Origin of the sequence: Phenylobacterium sp. LjRoot219, assembly GCF_964252995.1 — a bacterium.
Taxonomy (GTDB): Bacteria; Pseudomonadota; Alphaproteobacteria; order Caulobacterales; family Caulobacteraceae; genus Phenylobacterium.
In genome coordinates, this window is sequence record NZ_CAXUQI020000001.1 from 3,479,300 (window position 1) to 3,496,550 (window position 17,251).

The window sequence follows — 17,251 nt, forward strand, 5'->3', positions numbered from 1 at the left end:
GCGCGCCAGTCGTCGCTTCCTAATGTGCTTAGCTAGATCTCGATCGCGCGCCTGCGCGCGGCGGCAGATCCAAGAATGCACGTCAGGGAGACATCCATGACCAGCCTGGCCCGCCGCGCGTTGTTCGCCCTCGCCGCCGTCGCTCTGGCGGCGCCCCAGGCTCAGCCCGCGGCGGCGAGCCCCGGCGAGGCGCCGGCGCCGACCCAGGCAAGGCCCGCAGCGGCCGCGAAGCCGGCGGCGAAGGCCGCCCCCAAGCCAGTCGCTAAGCCCGCCGCCAAGCCGGTCGCCAAGGCCGCCCCGAAGTCCGCGGCCAAACCGGTCGCCAAGTCGACCCGCAAGCCCGCGGCCAAGCCCGTCGCCAAGGCGGCGACCGCGGCCTCGACCACGCCCTGCCCCGTCGACGCCCGCAAGGTCGTGCCGTTCACCGCGGCCAGCGTCAGCAGCCTCGGCGGCGACGGCTTCTCGATCACCTGGCTGGCGCCGGCGAGCGCCGGCCCGGTGCAGGTCTCCGCCGCGCCTCGGCCGGATGGGACCGGCGGCGTCCGCGCCGGCCCGGCGACCAGGACCGGCGCGCTCTACTTCCAGCCGAAGACGGCCGCCGCGCGCTGGTACTTCACCCTGAAGCCCGCCTGCGGCCGCTCGCTCACCGTCGCCGAGCGCAACCTGCATCTGGACGGCGCGCCGAACTTCCGCGACGTCGGCGGCTACCGCACCGACGACGGCCGCTGGGTGCGGATGGGCATGCTGTATCGCGCCGACGAGCTCAGCCACCTGACCGACAAAGACCTGAAGGTGCTGACCGGGGTCGGGGTGAAAACCGTCGCCGACCTGCGTACGGTTTCGGAACGCTCACGACAGCCCGACAAGCTGCCGCCGAAAGCGGTCCACGCGGTCTACGACCCGAGCGAGGATGCGCCGATCGGCGTCACCCAGGATTCGTTCGAGAAGGTCGCCTCCGGCGGCCGCTACGACCGGGTGCTGCCCGAAGCCAACCGCCGGTTCGTCAGCGATCCCGGGGCCAGCGCCGCGTTCCGCAAGCTGATGGGCCAGTTCGCCACCGGCGAGAACCCGACGGTCTTCCACTGCACCGCCGGCAAGGACCGCACCGGCTGGGCCGCGGCGGTGCTGCTCACCGCGCTGGGCGTGCCGCGCGAGACGGTGATGGCCGACTACATGCTCAGCGCCGACAACCTGGCGGAGAAGAACCGGGTCGCCCTGTCGATGATGCAGCGCACGCCGGGCTTTGAGCGGGCCCGGCCCGAACAGCTCGAGTCGCTGCTGACGGTGCGCCGCGCCTACCTGCAGGCCGGCTTCGACCAGGTCGAGAAGGAGTACGGCTCGTTCGACGCCTATCTGCACGAAGGGCTCGGCCTCACCGACGCCGAACTGGAGGCGCTGCGCGCCCGCTATCTGGTGGGCGCGGCGGACTAGGCGAGCGCGAGAACGCCCCCTCCGTCTCGCGCCTGCGGCGCGATCCATCTCCCCCGCTGCGCGGTGGAGGAGCTGAGCGCCAAGATGCTCCACCGCTTTAGCGGGGGGAGCTTTCCGCGAAGCGGACTGAGGGGGCGTTTGTCGCTGGACGAGACAAGTATGCTAAGAACTTCGCGCGGCGGGACTTTTGGACGCCGATCGGCCGACCCGAGCTGAGCCATGGAACTGATGACTGTCGATGCGGAGCTGCACGTCGCCGACGCGACGGCGCGGCTGGCGCAGTTCCACCATCAGGGTCCCAGCGACTTCGTGATGCGGCACGACGCCCATTGGGTGGACCTGAGCTTCACGCCGCGGCCGCGCAACACCCGCGCCTGCTACGTCGACGGCTGGGGGCCGCACCGCTACGAGCCGGTGGGCACAATGCTGCTGGTGCCCGCCGGGCACGCCTTCCGGTTCCGCACCGACGGCGGCAGCATGGCCTCGATCGTCTGCCAGATCCGCCCGGAGCTGATGCGCCGCTGGTGCGAGGACGAGCTGGCCTGGACCGACCGGCTGCTCGAAACCAATCTCGACCTCGCCAACACCGCGCTGCGCACGCCCCTGCTGAAGCTGGCCGACGAGCTGCGCCATCCCGGGCTGGCCAGCGCCGCCATGGCCGAACTGCTGCTCGGCCAGGTGACGATCGAGCTGGCGCGGCACTGCGCCGGCCTGAAGGAGGGCCCCGCCAGCGGCGGGCTCGCCGCCTGGCGGCTGAAGCGGATCGACGAACGGCTGGCCGAGGTCGGCGCGCCGCCGACGCTGGACGAACTGGCCCAGCTCTGCAGCCTGTCGGTGCGGCAGCTGACCCGCGGCTTCCGCACCAGCCGCGGCAGCCCGATCGGCGACTACATCGCCGCCCGCCGGGCGGAGGCCGCCAAGCGGCTGCTCGCCGCCGACGAGGGCATCAAGGCCGTCGCCCACGCGCTCGGCTTCGCCTCGCACTCCAGCTTCACCTCCGCCTTCCGCAAGGCCACCGGCCAGACCCCGCGGCAGTTCCGCCTGCAGGCGCGCGCGCTCGGCAAGTAGTGCCTGCCGGCAAAAGTCCTTGCCTTGAGGGACATTGCGCGCGCCCGGCGGCTGCCGGAGGATCGGGGTTTTGACGGCCCCTTCGTCCCGCGCTGCGCGTTCGAGAGCCGGGGCCCGACGGATTTCCACGCGGCCGGCAAGAGCCGCCCGACTTAGGAGGAAAAGCCCCGTGGTTACATTCACGAACGCCAAGCTGTTCGATGGGCAGACGCTGCGGCCCGGTCAGTGGAGCGTCACCCTGGACGGCGACCGCATCGCCGCGGTCAGCGACACGCCCGCCGTCGGCGACGATGTCATCGACCTGAACGGCATGACCCTGATGCCGGGGCTGATCACCAGCCACTTCCATCCCGACTTCTTCAAGTTCGACATGGCCACCGCCATGCGCGGCGACCAGCTCGGCAAGGAGCTGCCGCCCGGCGTCGGCATGGCGATGGGCGTGCGCCAGTGCGGCATCCTGCTGGAGAGCGGCTTCACCGCCTACGCCGGCGCCGGCTGCGCCCACGACATCGACGCCTCGCTGAAGATCGCCATCCGCGAAGGCATCATCCCCGGCCCGCGGATCATGGCCTGCGGCCACCACGTCGGCACCACCGGCGACGCCAACGCCGCGCTGAAGTGGTGGCAGACCTTCACGGCCGGCGGCATCGACACCTTCGCCGACGGTCCTGACGGCATGCGCAAACTGGTGCGCGAGGAGATCCGCCGCGGCGTCGAGATCATCAAGATCTTCGCCAGCCCCGGCCACCTGATCCCCGGCCACCGCGGCCCGGACAACATGGCCCGCGACGAGATCGCCGCAGTGGTCGACGCCGCCCACCAGCGCGGGGCCAAGGTCCGCGCCCACGTCTGCACCAAGGCCAAGATCCTCGAGTGCATCCAGCTGGGCGTCGACATCATCGACCACGGCGACGAGTTCGACGAGGAGTGCATCGAAGCGGCGGTGAAGATGGGCGCCTACTGGGTGCCCAGCCTGACCTTCACCAAGGTGCTGATCGACATGGGCGCCGACGCCACCGGCGAATACGCCGACTCCTGGGCCAAGCTGCGGCCGCTGATGCTCAAGGCGCACAAGGCCGGTGTCCGGATCCTGATCGGCGACGATTACTCCGGCCTGCTGCGCGACATCCTGCCGGACGATCCGCTCGACCACCAGGTCGGCTGCTACGGCCGCGAGTTCCCGTTCTACGGCGAGCACGTCGAGGGCGTGACGGCGGCCGAGGTGCTCAGCTGGGGCACCAAGAACCCGGGCGAACTGTGGGGCGCGCACGGCGACAAGCTCGGCGTGATCGAGCCCGGCGCGCTGGCCGACCTGATCGTCGTCGACGGCGACCCGGTCGCCGACCTGTCGCTGCTGGCCAAGCCGGAGACGGCGCTGAAGGCGGTGATCCGCGACGGCGCGATCGTCATCGACCGGCTGCCGCCGCAGGCCCGGCAGAAGGCGGCGGCGTAGGCGGCGCGGGAACGCCCCCTCCGTCTCGCGCCTGCGGCGCGATCCACCTCCGCTTCGCGGTGGAGGTGCGGGTCGCTGCTCCCCCGCGTGCGGGGGAGCTGTCAGCGAAGCTGACTGAGGGGCGTTCGGCGCCCGGCCCCGCCGGCCGCTGGGTCACCGGCTTGACCATCGAGGCCAGCGGCGGCTTCAGGATGTAGCCGGCCCCAGCACGGTGGCGACCTGGTGGGCGAGCGCGCTTTCGATCTGGTCGCGCGACCAGCTCTCCGGGTCGACCAGCGCCTGGACCGAGATGCCCTGCACCACCGCGTTCAGCAGCCGGCTGACCCGCTCCAAGTCGGCGCGCGCGCCGTTGCGGACCAAGACCACTTCGGCGATCCGCGCCAGCGCCGCGTCGATCCGCAGCCGCTGCTCGGCGGCGAACACCGCATCGCGCGCCGCCCGGTCCCAGAAGGCGACGTAGGCCCGCCAGCGGCGCAGCCCCAGCTCGTCGGCCGCGGCCATCGACAGCAGCGCGCCGACCAGGTCGGCCGGGTCGCGCGCCACCACCTCCTCGAAGCGCGCGCCGGCCTCCTCGGCCAGCACCCGGTAGGCCCACAGCAACAGCTCCTGCTTATCGGCGAAGTAGTGGGTGACGATGGTGGTGCTGTAGCCGACCTCGGCGGCGATGCGCCGGATGGTCGCCGCCTCCAGCCCCTCGCCGGCGATCACCGCGACGCAGACCTCGGCGATCCTGCGCCGGCGTTCGTCATGGTCGACGGTCGGCATCGACGGCTACGCGGTCCGCACGATGATCTTGCCGAGCTGGGCGTTGCTCTCCAGCCGGCGATGCGCCGCGACGATCTCCTCCAGCGTGAAGGTGCTGTCGATGACCGGCGCCAGCTGGCCGCTCGCCAGCCCGCGGCGCACGAAGTCGAGCGCCGCGCTACGCTGCGCCGGGTCCAGCAGCAGATGGTTCATGGAGAAGCCGCGGATCGTCAGCGCCTTCTGCATCGCCTGGGGCGCCGGCAAGGGCGCGATCACGCCGGCCAGCATGCCGTAGAGGATGATCACCCCTTCGAAGGCCGCCAGCTCGACCAGCTGCGGCAGGGTCTCGCCGGCCACCGCGTCGAACACCACCCGCGCGCCGGCGCCGCCGGTCAGCTGCGAGACCGTCGCGGCGAGGTCCTGCTCCTCGGTCACCACGACATGGCGCGCGCCGAGCCCGGCGAGCGCCGCGGCCTTTCCCCGCCCGCGGGTCACGGCGATCGGGACGGCGCCCAGCAGGTTGGCGATCTGGATCGCCGCCACCCCGACCGAGGAGGAGGCCGCGGTGATCACCACCGCATCGCCCGGCCGCACGGCGGCCACCGACACCAGGGCGTAGGCGGTCAGGTACTGCATCCAGGCCGCGGCGGCGGTCTCCAGCGAGAGCGCGTCGGGCAGCGCGACCAGCATGTCGGCCGGGTAGAAGATGACGTCGGCGTAGGTCCCGTAGTCCTCCATCGAGAGGCCCGGCAGGGTCGCTGCCCGGTCGCCGACCTGGAACGCGGTGACGCCCGCGCCGACCGCCTCGATCACGCCGGCTGCCTCGTAGCCGAGGGTCGACGGCAGCGCGGGCACGCCCATCGCGCCGCTGCGGAACAGCGCCTCCACCCGGTTCAGCCCGATCGCGCCCACCCGGATGCGGACGTCGCCGGCCTTCGGCGCGCCGCGGGCGACCTCGTCGATGCGCAGCACCTCCGGACCACCAGGTTCGTGAAACCGCACGACCTTCGCCATGGCTGCCGCTGCTCCTCCCAGGCGGGCGCTGACGCGCCGCGACGCCGCCCAGTGGGCATGCGCCCGCGGCCAGCGTCAACCGAGCGGATTTTACAACAGACGTTGTATTCGTGACTGCGCCGGCAAGTAATTGACGCGCCATGACCCGCATGCCTGATTGATCGCAACAACAGGGAGGTGAACGGATGAGCAGCGAAGACATCCCGGCCGTGATCAACGTCGTCAACCTCTACGCCGCCGCCCTCGACACCCAGCAGTGGGCGCTGTTCGATCAGGTCTTCACCCCGGACGCCCAGACCGATTTCGGCGGCCCGGCGCCCTGGCCGGACCTGGCGTCGCTGAAGCGCGACTTCGCCGCGATCCACGCCCCGTTCGACGCCACCCAGCACGTCACCACCAACCACCAGGTCGTGGTCGACGGCGACGGCGCCTGCTGCCTCAGCTACGTCCACGGCCGCTTCATCCGCCAGATCCCCGACGGCGGGAACATGTTCGAATCCGGCGGCTGGTACGACGACCGGCTGGTGCGCACCGCCGCCGGCTGGCGGATCCGCCAGCGCAGCTGCCGGATGGTCTGGTGGAGCGGCGAGCCGCGGGTCCTGCAGACCACGCCCGACGTGCCCGTCGAGCCGCAGTTGCTGTCGCTGAAGGCGGAGGCCGAAGCCGGCCGGATCGCCTGGCTGGCGGCGATCCAAGGCGGCGGCCCTGCCGCGGCCTGACGCGGCGGAATGTCGCACGCCCGACACTGTCGCGGGCCATTAACCCTAAGCGGCTTTGATGCACCCAAGTGTGAATACGGGGGCGTATCAAACTCATGCGTGTGTTCAATCGGGCTTCGATTTCCGCAAAGCTCGTCACGGCGGCTGGCGCCGTCATCGGTTCTCTCCTGATCGCCGCCTCGGCCGCGATCGCCCTGCAGTCGCGTAGCGTCGTCGGCGGACTGTCGGACAAGTACGGCGCGGCGCTCGGCGAAGCCGCGGCGGAGAAGGTCAGCGGCGACCTCACCGGCGTGCAGCAGACCGCGATCAGCATGGCCGGCGCGATCGGCGCGGCCCACGAAAACGGCCTGCGCGACCGCGCGACCGTCGTGGCGATGCTCAAGCCGAACCTGAACGTCTCGCCGCTGGTGATGGGCAGCTGGTTCTTCGCCGCGCCCGACGCCTTCGACGGCCAGGACGCCGCCTTCGCCGGCCGTCGCGAGCTGGGCTCCAACAGCGCCGGCCGCTTCGAGACCTACTGGGCCCGCGTCGGCGACGCCATCACGCTGGAGCCGCCGGAGGACGCCGCGGTGTTCGGCGAGGCCTTCTACACCCTGGCCGCAAACAGCGGGAAACCGGCGATCACCGAGCCCTATTCCTACGAGGTCTCCGGCAAGACGGTGCTGATGACCTCGGTCACCGCGCCGGTGTTCTCGAACGGCAGGCTGATCGGCGTCGCCGGCCTCGACCTGGCGCTGAGCGACGTGGCGGCCAACCTCGACAGCCTGAAGCCGTTCGGCGACGGCCGGGTGCTGCTGCTGTCCGGCGGCGGCAAGTGGGTTTCGCACCCCAATCCGAAGCTGCGGATGCAGGACTATAACGACGCCGGGGCCGAGACGGTGAAGGCCGCGCTCGCCGCCGCCAAGCCGGCCGACGTCAAGGGCGTCAAGGACTCCGGCGTGGCGCTGCAGCGCCGGCTGGTTCCGGTTCCGCTGGCCGCCTCCAACGCCAGCTGGGCGGTCGTCGTCGACGCCCCGGCCGCAACCGTCGGCGCGCCGGCCCGCAACCTCGCCGTCGGCCTGCTGGTCGGCGGCCTGGTGATCCTCGCCGCGGTGCTCGGCAGCCTGATGCTGACCGCCCAGCGGCTGGTCGCCCGGCCGCTGTCGCGGCTGGTCGGCTCGGTCGCGGTGCTGAAGAGCGGCCGCTACGACCAGGCGGTGGCCGGCGGCCAGGGCCACGACGAGGTCGCCCAGATCGCCCGCGCGCTGGAAGACTTCCGCCATGACCTCGGCTCAGGGGTGCAGGCGCGCGCCGAACAGGAGCAGCTGCGCACTTCCAGCGAGGCCGAGCGGCAACGCAACGAAGCGGCCCAGGCGCGCTCCGCCCGGGAACAGGCGGTGGTCGTCGAGGCGCTGCAGACCGCGCTGTCCGGCCTGTCGGGCGGCGACCTGCGGGTCCGCGTCGAGGCCGAGTTCGCGCCGGAGTACGCGCAGCTGAAGAGCGACTTCAACGCCGCGGCGATCAAGCTGGAAGAGGCGATGGGCGAGGTGGTGCAGAAGACCGCCGCAATCACCGCCGCCGCCGGCGAGATCAGCAGCGCCGCGGACAACCTGTCGAAGCGCACCGAACAGCAGGCCGCGAGCCTGGAGGAGACCGCCGCGGCGCTCGACCAGATCACCGCCACCGTGCGCCGCACCGCCGAAGGCGCCGGCCACGCCCGCGGCGTGGTCGCCAACGCCAAGTCGGCGGCCGAGGGCTCGGGCGAGGTGATGCGCGCCGCCGTCGAGGCGATGGGGCAGATCGAGGAGAGCGCCCGCCAGATCGGCCAGATCATCGGGGTGATCGACGAGATCGCCTTCCAGACCAATTTGCTGGCGCTGAACGCCGGGGTCGAGGCCGCCCGCGCCGGCGAAGCCGGCAAGGGCTTCGCGGTCGTCGCCTCGGAAGTCCGCGCGCTAGCCCAGCGTTCGGCCGACGCGGCGAAGGAGATCAAGGACCTGATCTCGACCTCCTCGCAGCAGGTCGCCTCCGGCGTCGGCCTGGTCGCCCAGACCGGCGAGGCGCTGGCGCGGATCGTCGCCCAGGTCGGCGACATCAACGGCGTGGTCACCGACATCGCCTCGTCCGCCCAGGAGCAGGCCACGGGCCTGGTTCAGGTCAACACGGCGGTGAACCACATGGACCAGATGACCCAGCAGAACGCCGCCATGGTCGAGGAAAGCACCGCGGCGAGCCGCTCGCTGGCCACCGACGCCGGCGACCTCAAGTCGCTGGTCGGCCAGTTCCAGACCGGCGCCGGCGACGCCGCGGCCTCGCCGGCCCGCGCCCAGCAGGCGCGGCTGAAGCGGGCGTTCGGCTGATGACCGCCCCGGCCGGGGCGCGTTCGCGCCTCGGCCGGTCTCGCCGCGGCTAAGGCTTCAGGCTGGCCAGCGCCGCCTCGAGGTCGGCGATCAGGTCCTTGGGCGCCTCCAGGCCGATCGACAGCCGGATCATCCCCTCGGCGATGCCCAGCGCCTGCCGCTCGGCGACGGGGATGCCCGAATGGGTCGTGCTGCCGGGATGGCAGGCCAGCGATTCCGTGCCGCCGAGACTGACGGCCAGCTTGAACACCTTCAGCCGGTCGAGCACCTGGAAGGCGGCGGCCTCCCCACCGGTCACGACGAAAGAGAAGGTGGCGCCGTAGGCGGTGCATTGCCGGGCGACCACCTCGGCGGCCGCAGAGCCGGGCGCGAGCGCGCCGAGATAGGCCAGGCTTTCGACGCGCGGGTGCGACGCCAGCCACGCCGCGACCGCCGCGGCGTTGGCGAACGCCTGGTCCATCCGCAACCGCAGCGTCTCCAGCGAGCGGGTCAGCATCCAGGCGGTGTGCACGTCCAGCTGATTGCCGATCAGGTTGCGGGTCGCCCGGACCTTGCGCATCAGCTCCGCCGGTCCGAGCGCCGCGCCGGCGATCAGGTCGCTGTGGCCGCCGACGTATTTGGTCAGCGAGTAGACGACCGCGTCGGCGCCGTGCGCAAGCGGGGCCTGATGCAACGGCCCCAGCAGGGTGTTGTCGACGATCAGCCAGGGCCGCTGCGGCTGGCGTTCGGCGATCTCCGCCGCCACCTGGGCCATCAGCTGCAGATCGACCACCGCATTGGTCGGGTTGGCCGGGGTCTCGACGAAGATCGCCGCCACCGGCCCCAGCGCCAGCGCCGCGTCCGCCGCCTCGCGCACGGCGGCCGGGTCCACCCCGTCGCGGAAGCTGACGCTCTTCAACCCCAGGCCGGCCAGCAGGCTGTCGAACAAGGTCTCGGTGCCGCCGTAGAGCGGCCGGCTGCGCAGCACGACCTGCCCTGGCGCGACCGCCGCCAGCAGCACCGTCGTGATCGCCGCCATGCCGCTGGAAAAGACGGTGCAGGCGTCGGCCTGCTCCAGGATCGCCAGCCGCTCCTCGACGATCTGCAGATTGGGATTGTTGAAGCGGGTGTAGATCAGGCCGGGCTGCATTCCGGGCGGCAGGGGCGCCCGGCCGCTCAGGTAGTCGAAGAGCTGCTTGCCCTCCTCGCAGGTCCTGTAGGCGAAGGTCGACGTCAGGAAGATCGGCGTCTTCACCGCGCCCTCGGAGAGGGTCGGGTCGAAGCCGTAACTCAGCATCAGGGTTTCCGGCGCGAGGCCTTCGCCGCCCGCCCCAGCCGTCCCGGTCTTGCGCGTCGCCATGGTCCTCGCCGCTCCACTCCAAAGAGCAACGTGCGAACCGTGCAGCCTGTGCCCTGGCTAAGGCGTCAGTCGTTCCCGCACAGCCGGAAGCCCGGAACGCTGAGGCTCTCGCCGTCCCGCCAGACCACCTCGACCTCCGCCCCGATCCGGATGTCGGCGATCGGCGCGTCGACCACGTTGGAGACCAGCCGCACGCCGGGCGCGTCGGGAAACTCGATCAGGGCCGGCACATAGGGCACGTGCTCGGCCTGCCGCGGGGTGACGGCGGTCGCCACCACCGTGAAGGAATAGACCGTTCCGCGGCCCGACAGCTCCGGCCAGTCGCAGGCCTGCGAGCGGCAACCGGGACAGAACGGCGTCGGCGGCAGCCGCAGCCGGCCGCAGCCGACGCAGCGCTGCACCGTCAGCCGATGCTGCGCGCAGGCGTCCCAGAACGGCCGGGTCCAGGCGTCGACGGCGATCCGCGTCTCGTCGAGCGCCGGCCAGCGGGCGATTGCGGGCTCGCTCATCGGTCGGCCCTCAGGACCGCGCCGCTGAGCGGCACCGGAGCCGGGCCGCCGGTGACCAGGGCGTGGGTGGCGCCGGCCACCTGGTTGACGGCGACGCCGCGCAGCTGCTCGACCGCCTCGCGGATGTGGGTCATGCCGATGACATAGGCCTCCGACAGGTGGCCGCCGTGGGTGTTCACCGGGATCGATCCGCCGTCGAAGCGGATAGCCCCGCTCTCGACGAAGGCCCCGCCCTCGCCGCGGCCGCAGAAGCCGTAGTCCTCGAGTTGCATGATCACCAGCGGCGAGAAGTGGTCGTAGATCAGGGCGACGTCAATGTCGTCCGGGGTGATCCCGGCCTGCTCGTACAGCCGCCGGGCGACCGGCTCGCCGCCGGCCGAGGCGAAGACGTCGTCGGGCATGTTCATCCAGTGGAAGGCGCGGCCCCAGTCGCGCGAGCCGCCGTGCGCGCTGGCGGCGATCAGCACCGGCGGCTGGGCGAGATCACGGGCCCGCTCCGCGCTGGTGACGACGAAGGCCAGGGCGCCGTCGGTCTCCAGGCAGAAGTCGAACAGGCAGAGCGGGTCGGCGATCATCCGCGCGTTGAAATAGTCATCGCGGGTCAGCGGCTTGCGCATGATCGCGGTCTCGCGCGGCAGGGCGTTCAGCCGGGTCGAGATCGCCACCTCGGCGAAGGCCTCGCGGCTGACGCCGTACTTGTGCATGTAGCGCTGGGCCAGCAGCGCCATGGTGTGGCCCGGTCCGGCCAGGCCTGCTGCGACGAGGAAGGCGTCGTCGGCATTGAGCGGAATGTTCTCCAGCACCGCGCCGTAGCGGCGGTCGGACTGCTGGCAGGCGCCGATGCAGACCACCGTCTTCGCCCGTCCGGTCTCGATCGCCGAGGCGGCGAGGTCGAGCGCCCCGGCCGAGCCGCCGCCGCCCGAGCTCACCACCGCGCTGTAGCGGATCTCCGGGATGCCCAGCGTCTCCATCAGCGCGCCCGGCGTAAAGCCGCTGGCGTAGAAGGCGAAGCCGTCGATGTCCTCGACCGCCAGGCTCGCGTCGGCCACCGCGGCGATCACCGCCTTGCCGATCAGCTCGTAGAGGGTCTGCGGCGCCGACTGGCCGCGCTTGTAGTAAGGGGTCGCTCCGACGCCCGCGATCGCCGCCCGCGCGCTCATAGCTAGACGATCACGCCCGCGGTCCGCAGCCGGTCGAGCGTCGCCGCGTCGAGCCCGGCCCCGCTCAGCAGCTCCTCGGTGTGCTCGCCCTTCAGCGGCGCGCGGCGCGGGTTGGCCGGCGCGGCCGAGCCGTCGACGAACACCGGCCCGGTGACCAGCTCGACCTTGGTGCCATCGCTGACCTCGACGTCGAAGAAGTGGCCGTTGGCCCGCACCTGCGGGTCCTCCGCCACCTCGGGGATCGTCTGGATGAACTCCCACGGCGCGTCCCAGCCGGCGAAGGCCTCGCCCCAGGCCCGCGCCGGCCGGGTCGCGAAGGCCTGAGACAGCACGTCGTAGAGTTCGAGCCCATGCGCGGCGCGCTGATCCACCGTGGCGTAGCGCGGATCGCCGGCGAGCTCGGGCCGGCCGAGCCGCTCGCACAGCCCCGGCCAATAGCGGTCGGGATCGAGGAACATCAGCTGGATCCAGCGGTCGTCGGCGCAGCGGTAGGCGCGGGTCAGCGGCTGGCGGCTGACGTTCTGGTTGGCGACCATCTCGTTGTAGCCGGGGATCCGCGACAGCACGAGGTCGGCCGAGAGGATCCAGGTGGCGGTCGACAGCAGCGACACGTCGATCACCGAGGCCACCCCCGTCCGCTCGCGGCGGAACAGGGCCGCGGCGATGCCCAAGGCGATGTTGGCCGAGCCGGCGTGGTCGCCGAGCGCCGGACGCGGGCTGATCGGCTGGTCGTAGGTCTTCGGCCGCAGCACCTCGGCGAAGCCGCCGCGCGCCCAGAAGCAGGAGGCGTCGTAGCCGGCCCGGTTGGCCTCCGCGCCGCGGAAGCCCGTGCCGTTGCCGCGCACGTAGATCAGCTGCGGATTGCGCTCGCGCAGCGCCTCAATGCCGAGCCCGAGCCGCTCGATCGCGGCCGGGCGGATGCTGGTCAGGAAGACGTCCGCCGTCTCGATCAGCTTGAGGAAGACCTCGCGGCCCTCCGGCGACTTGAGGTCGATGGCGAGGCTCTTCTTGCCGCGGTTGTTCTGCTCCATCGCCAAATTGGCCGAGCCGGTCTGGCGGCCGTCGTTGATCTTCAGCGACCGGTAGGGGTCGCCGCCCTTCGGCTCCTCGATCTTGATCACCTCGGCCCCGAGGTCGGCGAGGATCGCCCCGCCACCGGGCACGAACACGAACTGCGCCAGTTCGATCACCCGAACCCCGGCGAAGGTGGACTTGTCGAGCGTCTCGAGCACGCGGCGGCCTCCCTGTTTGGCACTCGGCCTTTGCTGGCGATTGTCGCTACCAAGCAAGCGGTAGGTCAAGCGATGATGCACAGACCAGGGCCACACGCCTCCGTCATCCCGGCCGGAGCGCAGCGCAGAGTCCCGGATGACGGGCTTTGTCCGGAGGAGGTCGCCGCCTACGGGCGGCGGGCGAGCGCCTCGCACTCGGCCCGCGGGACCGGCGCGGCGACGCGCTCGGGCGTGCGGATCGCGCTGAGGACGAAGTTCAGGTTGAAGTCGATCACCTGGTCCAGCCGGTAGTCGCGGCCGCTCTCCAGCGCGTAGACGCCGTCCTGCTTGAACCAGTCGGCGCAGGTGTTGACCATCCGGATGATCGTCGAGACCGCCAGGAAGGGGTCGAGGTCGGCGCGGAACTGGCCGGCCCGGACGCCGTCCTCGAAGATCGCCCGCCAGCCGAGGTACATGTCGCCGCGCGCCAGGGCGACGTACTCGAAGGCCGGATTGCGCCGGAAGAACTTGCGCTCGTTGTAGAGGATCGCGTGGACGTCCTGGTCGCGGATCAGCACGCCCAGGTGCAGCAGGATCACCGCGACCATCCGGTGCTCGGCGTCGGCGGCGGCGCGGGAGACGCGGATCGTCTCGTCGCGCAGCGCCAGGACCGCGTCGCGGACGATCTCGTGGAGGATCTCATCCTTGGTGGCGAAGTGGTGGTAGATGCTGCCGGAGAGGATCTTGGCGTCGTCGGCGAGCTCGCGGATCGTCGTCGACTCGTAGCCGTACTCGGCGAACCGGCGCGCGGCGATCTGCAGGATCTCGCCGCGCCGGTCGGTGGCGACGGCGCCGGCCGCAACCGCCTCGGGCTTGCGGGCCCGGCTGGCCTGGGTGGCTTTCCTCATGTCCTCCGCCGCTCTGGAACGCTGCGCACCGTCCCGCCTTAGCAGGCCCGCAACCGGATGGCGAGGCGAGCGCATTGACCGTCGAGGCCCCCGCGCCAGACCCTCGACCAAGCGCTTGATCTTCCCCCGGGAGACGGCCTTGAGCCCGCAGCTGTCGCAACAACTAACCAAGCGCTTGTTCAACTCTTGACTCGCCGCACTCTCCGGCGCGAAGCTGCGGGCGACCAGAGACCGGCGACGCCCCGGCGCGTTAGTCGGCCATCCAGCAGGAGGAGCGCCATGGCGAGCGAAGTTCTGGAGCGCGATCCGATCGCCCAGTTGGGCATCAAGCTCATTTCCGCCGACAACCACATCAACGAACCGCGCGACCTGTTCACCTCGCGCTTCCCGGCCCACCTGCGGGACAAGGCTCCGCGAGTGATCGAGGGCAAGGACGGCGGCGAGGGCTGGAGCCTGACCGGCGAGATCCCCAAGCGGACCTACGGCCTGGAGGCGATGGCCGGCTTCGACAAGAAGGACTACCGGGTCAGCGGGTTGCGTTTCGACCAGCTGCGCCCCGGCAACTACATCGGCGCCGAGCACCTGAAGGACATGGAGACGGACGGCGTCTACGCCTCGGTCTGCTACCCGGGCTTCGCGCCGTCCTTCTACGTCCACCCGGACCCGGAGGTCGCCGCCGCCGGCTTCCGCGCCTACAACGACTGGATCCTCGACGAATTCCAGGTCGCCGATCCGAAGCGGCTGTGCGGCTTGACCATGGCCCCGACGGAGCTCGGCATCGACCATGCGGTCGCCGAGCTCGAGCGGGTGGTCAAGAAAGGCGCGCGGGCGATGTACATCCCCGGCAGCCCGAGCGTGCCCTACAACAACTCGACGCACTACGAAGCCTTCTGGGCGGCGGCCGCGGCCAACGACGTGACGCTGTGCATGCACCGCAACCACGGCGGCCCGCCCGACAAGACCGAGTGGGACTTCCACTCCGAGGACCGGGTCAGCATCGGCGGGATCGTCACCCGCTACTTCTCCTGCATCCGGCCGTTCAGCTACCTGATCTTCAACGGCATCTTCGAGCGCTACCCGAACCTGAAGATGGTCGGCGCCGAGGTCGACTGCGGCTGGGTGCCGTTCTGGGCCCAGACCCTGTCGCACCACTGGGACATCCAGAAGAACTGGTTCCCGGTGAAGCTGCAGACTGATCCGGTCGAGTTCATCGGCCGCAACATCTTCACCACCAACGTCGACGACTACGTCGGCTACGACCTGGTGAAGACCGGGCTGTTCCCCTACCTGGCGCGGATGACGATGTTCTCGTCGGACTATCCGCACTCGGCGACGATCTGGCCGCACTCGCGCGACGTGGCGATCAAGATGACCAGCGGCATGAAGCCGGAGGACGCCCGCCAGGTGCTGAGCGAGAACGCCGCGCGGGTGTTCGGCTTCGAGATCTGAGCTCTATTCCCCGTCATCCCGGGCGGCCTGAAAGGCCGATCCGGGACCCAGGGGCCGTGCGCACCGCCCCTGGGTCCGGGCTCTGCGCTGCGCTCCGGCCGGGATGACGGGATTTTGGATCAGCAGGCCCGCCGCTCGACCGCGGCCGGGGTGCGGGCGACCTCGAACAGCTGCGCGCCGAAGGGGCCGGCCTGGATCTCCGGCGTCCGGCTGTCTGGGCGGATCAGCAGGAAGGCGTCCTTCTCGAGCCGGTGGCCGGCGACGCTCACCTCGCCCTCGAACACGATGATCGCCCGCCAGTCGTCATAGGCGTGGACGGGAATACGCTCCGCCGGCGCCAGCCGGGTGTCGAGCAGCACCGCCCGGTCGCGCGCGTCGGGCGCCCCGAGGTCGAACCGCGCGCCGGGCTCAAGCCGGCCCTTCGCCACCCCGGCGACGCCCTCCAGCGGCAGGGTCTGGCGGCCGGCGTTGCGCGTGTTGACCCCGGTCCGCTCAGCGAACACCGAATGCGTCCCCTGCAGCGTCGGGTGGTCGCGGTACTCCGGCGCGTAGCCGCCGGCCTGCAGGTGGTGCTTGGCGAAGATCTCGAACAGCCGGCAGCCCTGCGGCCCGATCAGCAGCGGCCCGTACTCCAGGCCGGCCTCGGTGATCAGCACGTCGCCCGGCCCCATCCACCAGTCGCCGACCAGGCAGCGGCCCTCCAGCACGACGATGGCGATCCAGCAGTCGTGCCAGTGCAGCGGCCAGTACTGGTTGGGCGGCATGCGCAGGTCCGGCACCGTCACCTGGAAGGCGTCGGTCGGATCGCCCAGCAGGAAGATGTCCGACCAGATCTGGCCGCCTGGCAGGTCGGCCAGCGTCTCGCCCTGCGGCCCGGCCTTGCCGCCGGCGCCCAACCGTTCGAGCGTCACCCCAGGGGCGATCGACTCGGACGGACGATCGCTGTTCACCAAGGTGCGCTGCATGCCGTCGCCTCCCGAGCCGGACCTTGAGGCTACGCCTGGAGCCTGCGTCTGGCTACGCGTCGGCGGACTCGGTGTTGTTGGGCCGCGGCTGGCCGAACGCTAGCCTCGGCCCCCGCGCAGCAGCGCTCCGAACGAGAGACTTGAGCATGTCCGGGATTGAGGCGTTTGTGCATGATGCGCCCCCGTGGCTGGTCGGGCTGATCCTGCTCGCGGCGATGATGATCATGCGGGAGGCGGGGGCCGCGGCGCATCACCGGCTGACGCAGCCGCCGCGCGGCGCGCGCGGCGACGGCACCGCCGAGGGCCATATCCTGACCGGCGTGCTGGGCCTGCTGGCCTTGCTGATCGCCTTCACCTTCGCCCTGGCGCTGGAGCGCTACGAAAACCGGCGCGAACTGGTGGTGACCGAGGCCAACGCCCTGAGCGTCACCTATCTGCGGACCCGGCTGCTCGACGACCCCGCCCCGCTGCAGGGCCTGCTGAAGGAATACGCCCGCGAGCGGCTGGTCTACGGCGAGCGGTGGGGACGCGCCGAAAGCCGGGTGCTGCAGCGCGCCGACGCGCTGCAGCTGCAGATCTGGGCGGAGGCCATGAAGCAGGTGCGCCCGCTGAGCACCTCGCAGGTCCCCCCTCTGGTGCTCGAGCCGCTGAACCAGGCGTTCGACACGGCGGCCGCCCGCAAGGCCGCCCTGGAGACGCGACTGCCGCTCAGCGTGCTGGGCGGGCTCAGCCTGTACGCCGTCTTGTCGGCCGGCATTCTCGGCTATGCCCTGGCCGCCGCCGGGGGCAGCCACCGCGTCGCCTCGTTCGTGCTCTTCGCGCTGCTGACCTTCTCGATCGTGCTGATCTTCGACCTCGACCACCCGCGCACCGGCATGATCCGGGTGCCGCAGGCGCCGATGGCCGACGCGGTGCAGGCGATGGGGGCCTGACGCCCCAATC

Annotated in this window: 15 protein-coding genes; 7 read left to right on the forward strand and 8 right to left on the reverse strand. The window is 71.3% G+C overall.

The genetic code is table 11. From position 1 onward, the window contains the following. The first annotated feature begins 96 nt into the window (after positions 1–96). The 3 genes from ACSQ14_RS17020 (at position 97) to ACSQ14_RS17030 (ending at position 3,952) form a co-directional block, all read left to right on the forward strand. Positions 97–1,431, forward strand: a complete 1,335-nt coding sequence (locus ACSQ14_RS17020) for a tyrosine-protein phosphatase (RefSeq protein WP_436014899.1) — start codon at positions 97–99, stop codon at positions 1,429–1,431. A 219-nt stretch (positions 1,432–1,650) separates the two neighbouring features. Continuing rightward, positions 1,651–2,499, forward strand: coding sequence for a helix-turn-helix transcriptional regulator (locus ACSQ14_RS17025; RefSeq protein WP_436014901.1), 849 nt, complete (start codon positions 1,651–1,653; stop codon positions 2,497–2,499). Positions 2,500–2,668: 169 nt separating this feature from the next. Then, a complete protein-coding gene (locus ACSQ14_RS17030; RefSeq protein ID WP_436014903.1) occupies positions 2,669–3,952 on the forward strand; it encodes an amidohydrolase family protein in 1,284 nt (427 codons plus the stop codon). Between the two features lie 186 nt (positions 3,953–4,138). Here the strand turns inward: ACSQ14_RS17030 and ACSQ14_RS17035 are convergent, their stop codons facing one another. Next, positions 4,139–4,717, reverse strand: coding sequence for a TetR/AcrR family transcriptional regulator (locus ACSQ14_RS17035; RefSeq protein ID WP_436014905.1), 579 nt, complete (start codon positions 4,715–4,717; stop codon positions 4,139–4,141). A 6-nt stretch (positions 4,718–4,723) separates the two neighbouring features. Beyond that, positions 4,724–5,710 (reverse strand): zinc-dependent alcohol dehydrogenase family protein, encoded by a 987-nt coding sequence (locus tag ACSQ14_RS17040; protein ID WP_436014907.1) that lies wholly within the window; start codon positions 5,708–5,710, stop codon positions 4,724–4,726. A 185-nt stretch (positions 5,711–5,895) separates the two neighbouring features. Between ACSQ14_RS17040 and ACSQ14_RS17045 the strand changes: the two genes are divergently transcribed. Together ACSQ14_RS17045 and ACSQ14_RS17050 are read left to right on the forward strand one after the other, a co-directional pair. Next, positions 5,896–6,429: a nuclear transport factor 2 family protein gene (locus ACSQ14_RS17045; RefSeq protein WP_436014909.1), complete on the forward strand. Its 534-nt coding sequence runs from the start codon at positions 5,896–5,898 to the stop codon at positions 6,427–6,429. Positions 6,430–6,524: 95 nt separating this feature from the next. Then, complete coding sequence (locus ACSQ14_RS17050; RefSeq protein WP_436014911.1) at positions 6,525–8,768, forward strand: methyl-accepting chemotaxis protein; 2,244 nt, start codon at positions 6,525–6,527, stop codon at positions 8,766–8,768. 49 nt (positions 8,769–8,817) lie between these two features. Here ACSQ14_RS17050 and ACSQ14_RS17055 read toward each other — a convergent pair whose 3' ends face one another. The 5 genes from ACSQ14_RS17055 to ACSQ14_RS17075 form a co-directional block, all read right to left on the reverse strand. Next, entirely contained in the window at positions 8,818–10,107 is a 1,290-nt protein-coding gene (locus ACSQ14_RS17055; RefSeq protein WP_436014913.1) for a cystathionine gamma-synthase family protein, read from the reverse strand. A 65-nt stretch (positions 10,108–10,172) separates the two neighbouring features. Then, a complete protein-coding gene (locus ACSQ14_RS17060; protein WP_436014915.1) occupies positions 10,173–10,616 on the reverse strand; it encodes a Zn-ribbon domain-containing OB-fold protein in 444 nt (147 codons plus the stop codon). After that, positions 10,613–11,776 carry a thiolase C-terminal domain-containing protein gene (locus tag ACSQ14_RS17065; protein ID WP_436014917.1) on the reverse strand — a complete coding sequence of 388 codons (1,164 nt, stop codon included), beginning with the start codon at positions 11,774–11,776 and terminating at the stop codon, positions 10,613–10,615. The genes ACSQ14_RS17060 and ACSQ14_RS17065 overlap by 4 nt, the downstream gene beginning before the upstream one ends. Positions 11,777–11,778: 2 nt before the next feature. Beyond that, the gene (locus ACSQ14_RS17070; protein WP_436014919.1) at positions 11,779–13,008 is read right to left on the reverse strand and encodes a CaiB/BaiF CoA transferase family protein; all 1,230 of its coding nucleotides are present in this window, start codon (positions 13,006–13,008) and stop codon (positions 11,779–11,781) included. A 167-nt stretch (positions 13,009–13,175) separates the two neighbouring features. Beyond that, positions 13,176–13,895, reverse strand: a complete 720-nt coding sequence (locus ACSQ14_RS17075) for a TetR/AcrR family transcriptional regulator (protein ID WP_436014921.1) — start codon at positions 13,893–13,895, stop codon at positions 13,176–13,178. 279 nt (positions 13,896–14,174) lie between these two features. On the opposite strand from ACSQ14_RS17075, the gene ACSQ14_RS17080 reads away from it, so the two are divergent. Then, positions 14,175–15,344: an amidohydrolase family protein gene (locus ACSQ14_RS17080; protein ID WP_436014923.1), complete on the forward strand. Its 1,170-nt coding sequence runs from the start codon at positions 14,175–14,177 to the stop codon at positions 15,342–15,344. A gap of 119 nt (positions 15,345–15,463) precedes the next feature. Here the strand turns inward: ACSQ14_RS17080 and ACSQ14_RS17085 are convergent, their stop codons facing one another. After that, positions 15,464–16,309 (reverse strand): cupin domain-containing protein, encoded by an 846-nt coding sequence (locus tag ACSQ14_RS17085; RefSeq protein WP_436014925.1) that lies wholly within the window; start codon positions 16,307–16,309, stop codon positions 15,464–15,466. Positions 16,310–16,455: 146 nt separating this feature from the next. Here ACSQ14_RS17085 and ACSQ14_RS17090 point away from each other — a divergent pair, with 146 nt between their 5' ends. After that, positions 16,456–17,241 (forward strand): hypothetical protein, encoded by a 786-nt coding sequence (locus ACSQ14_RS17090; protein WP_436014927.1) that lies wholly within the window; start codon positions 16,456–16,458, stop codon positions 17,239–17,241. The last annotated feature ends 10 nt before the right edge of the window (positions 17,242–17,251 follow it).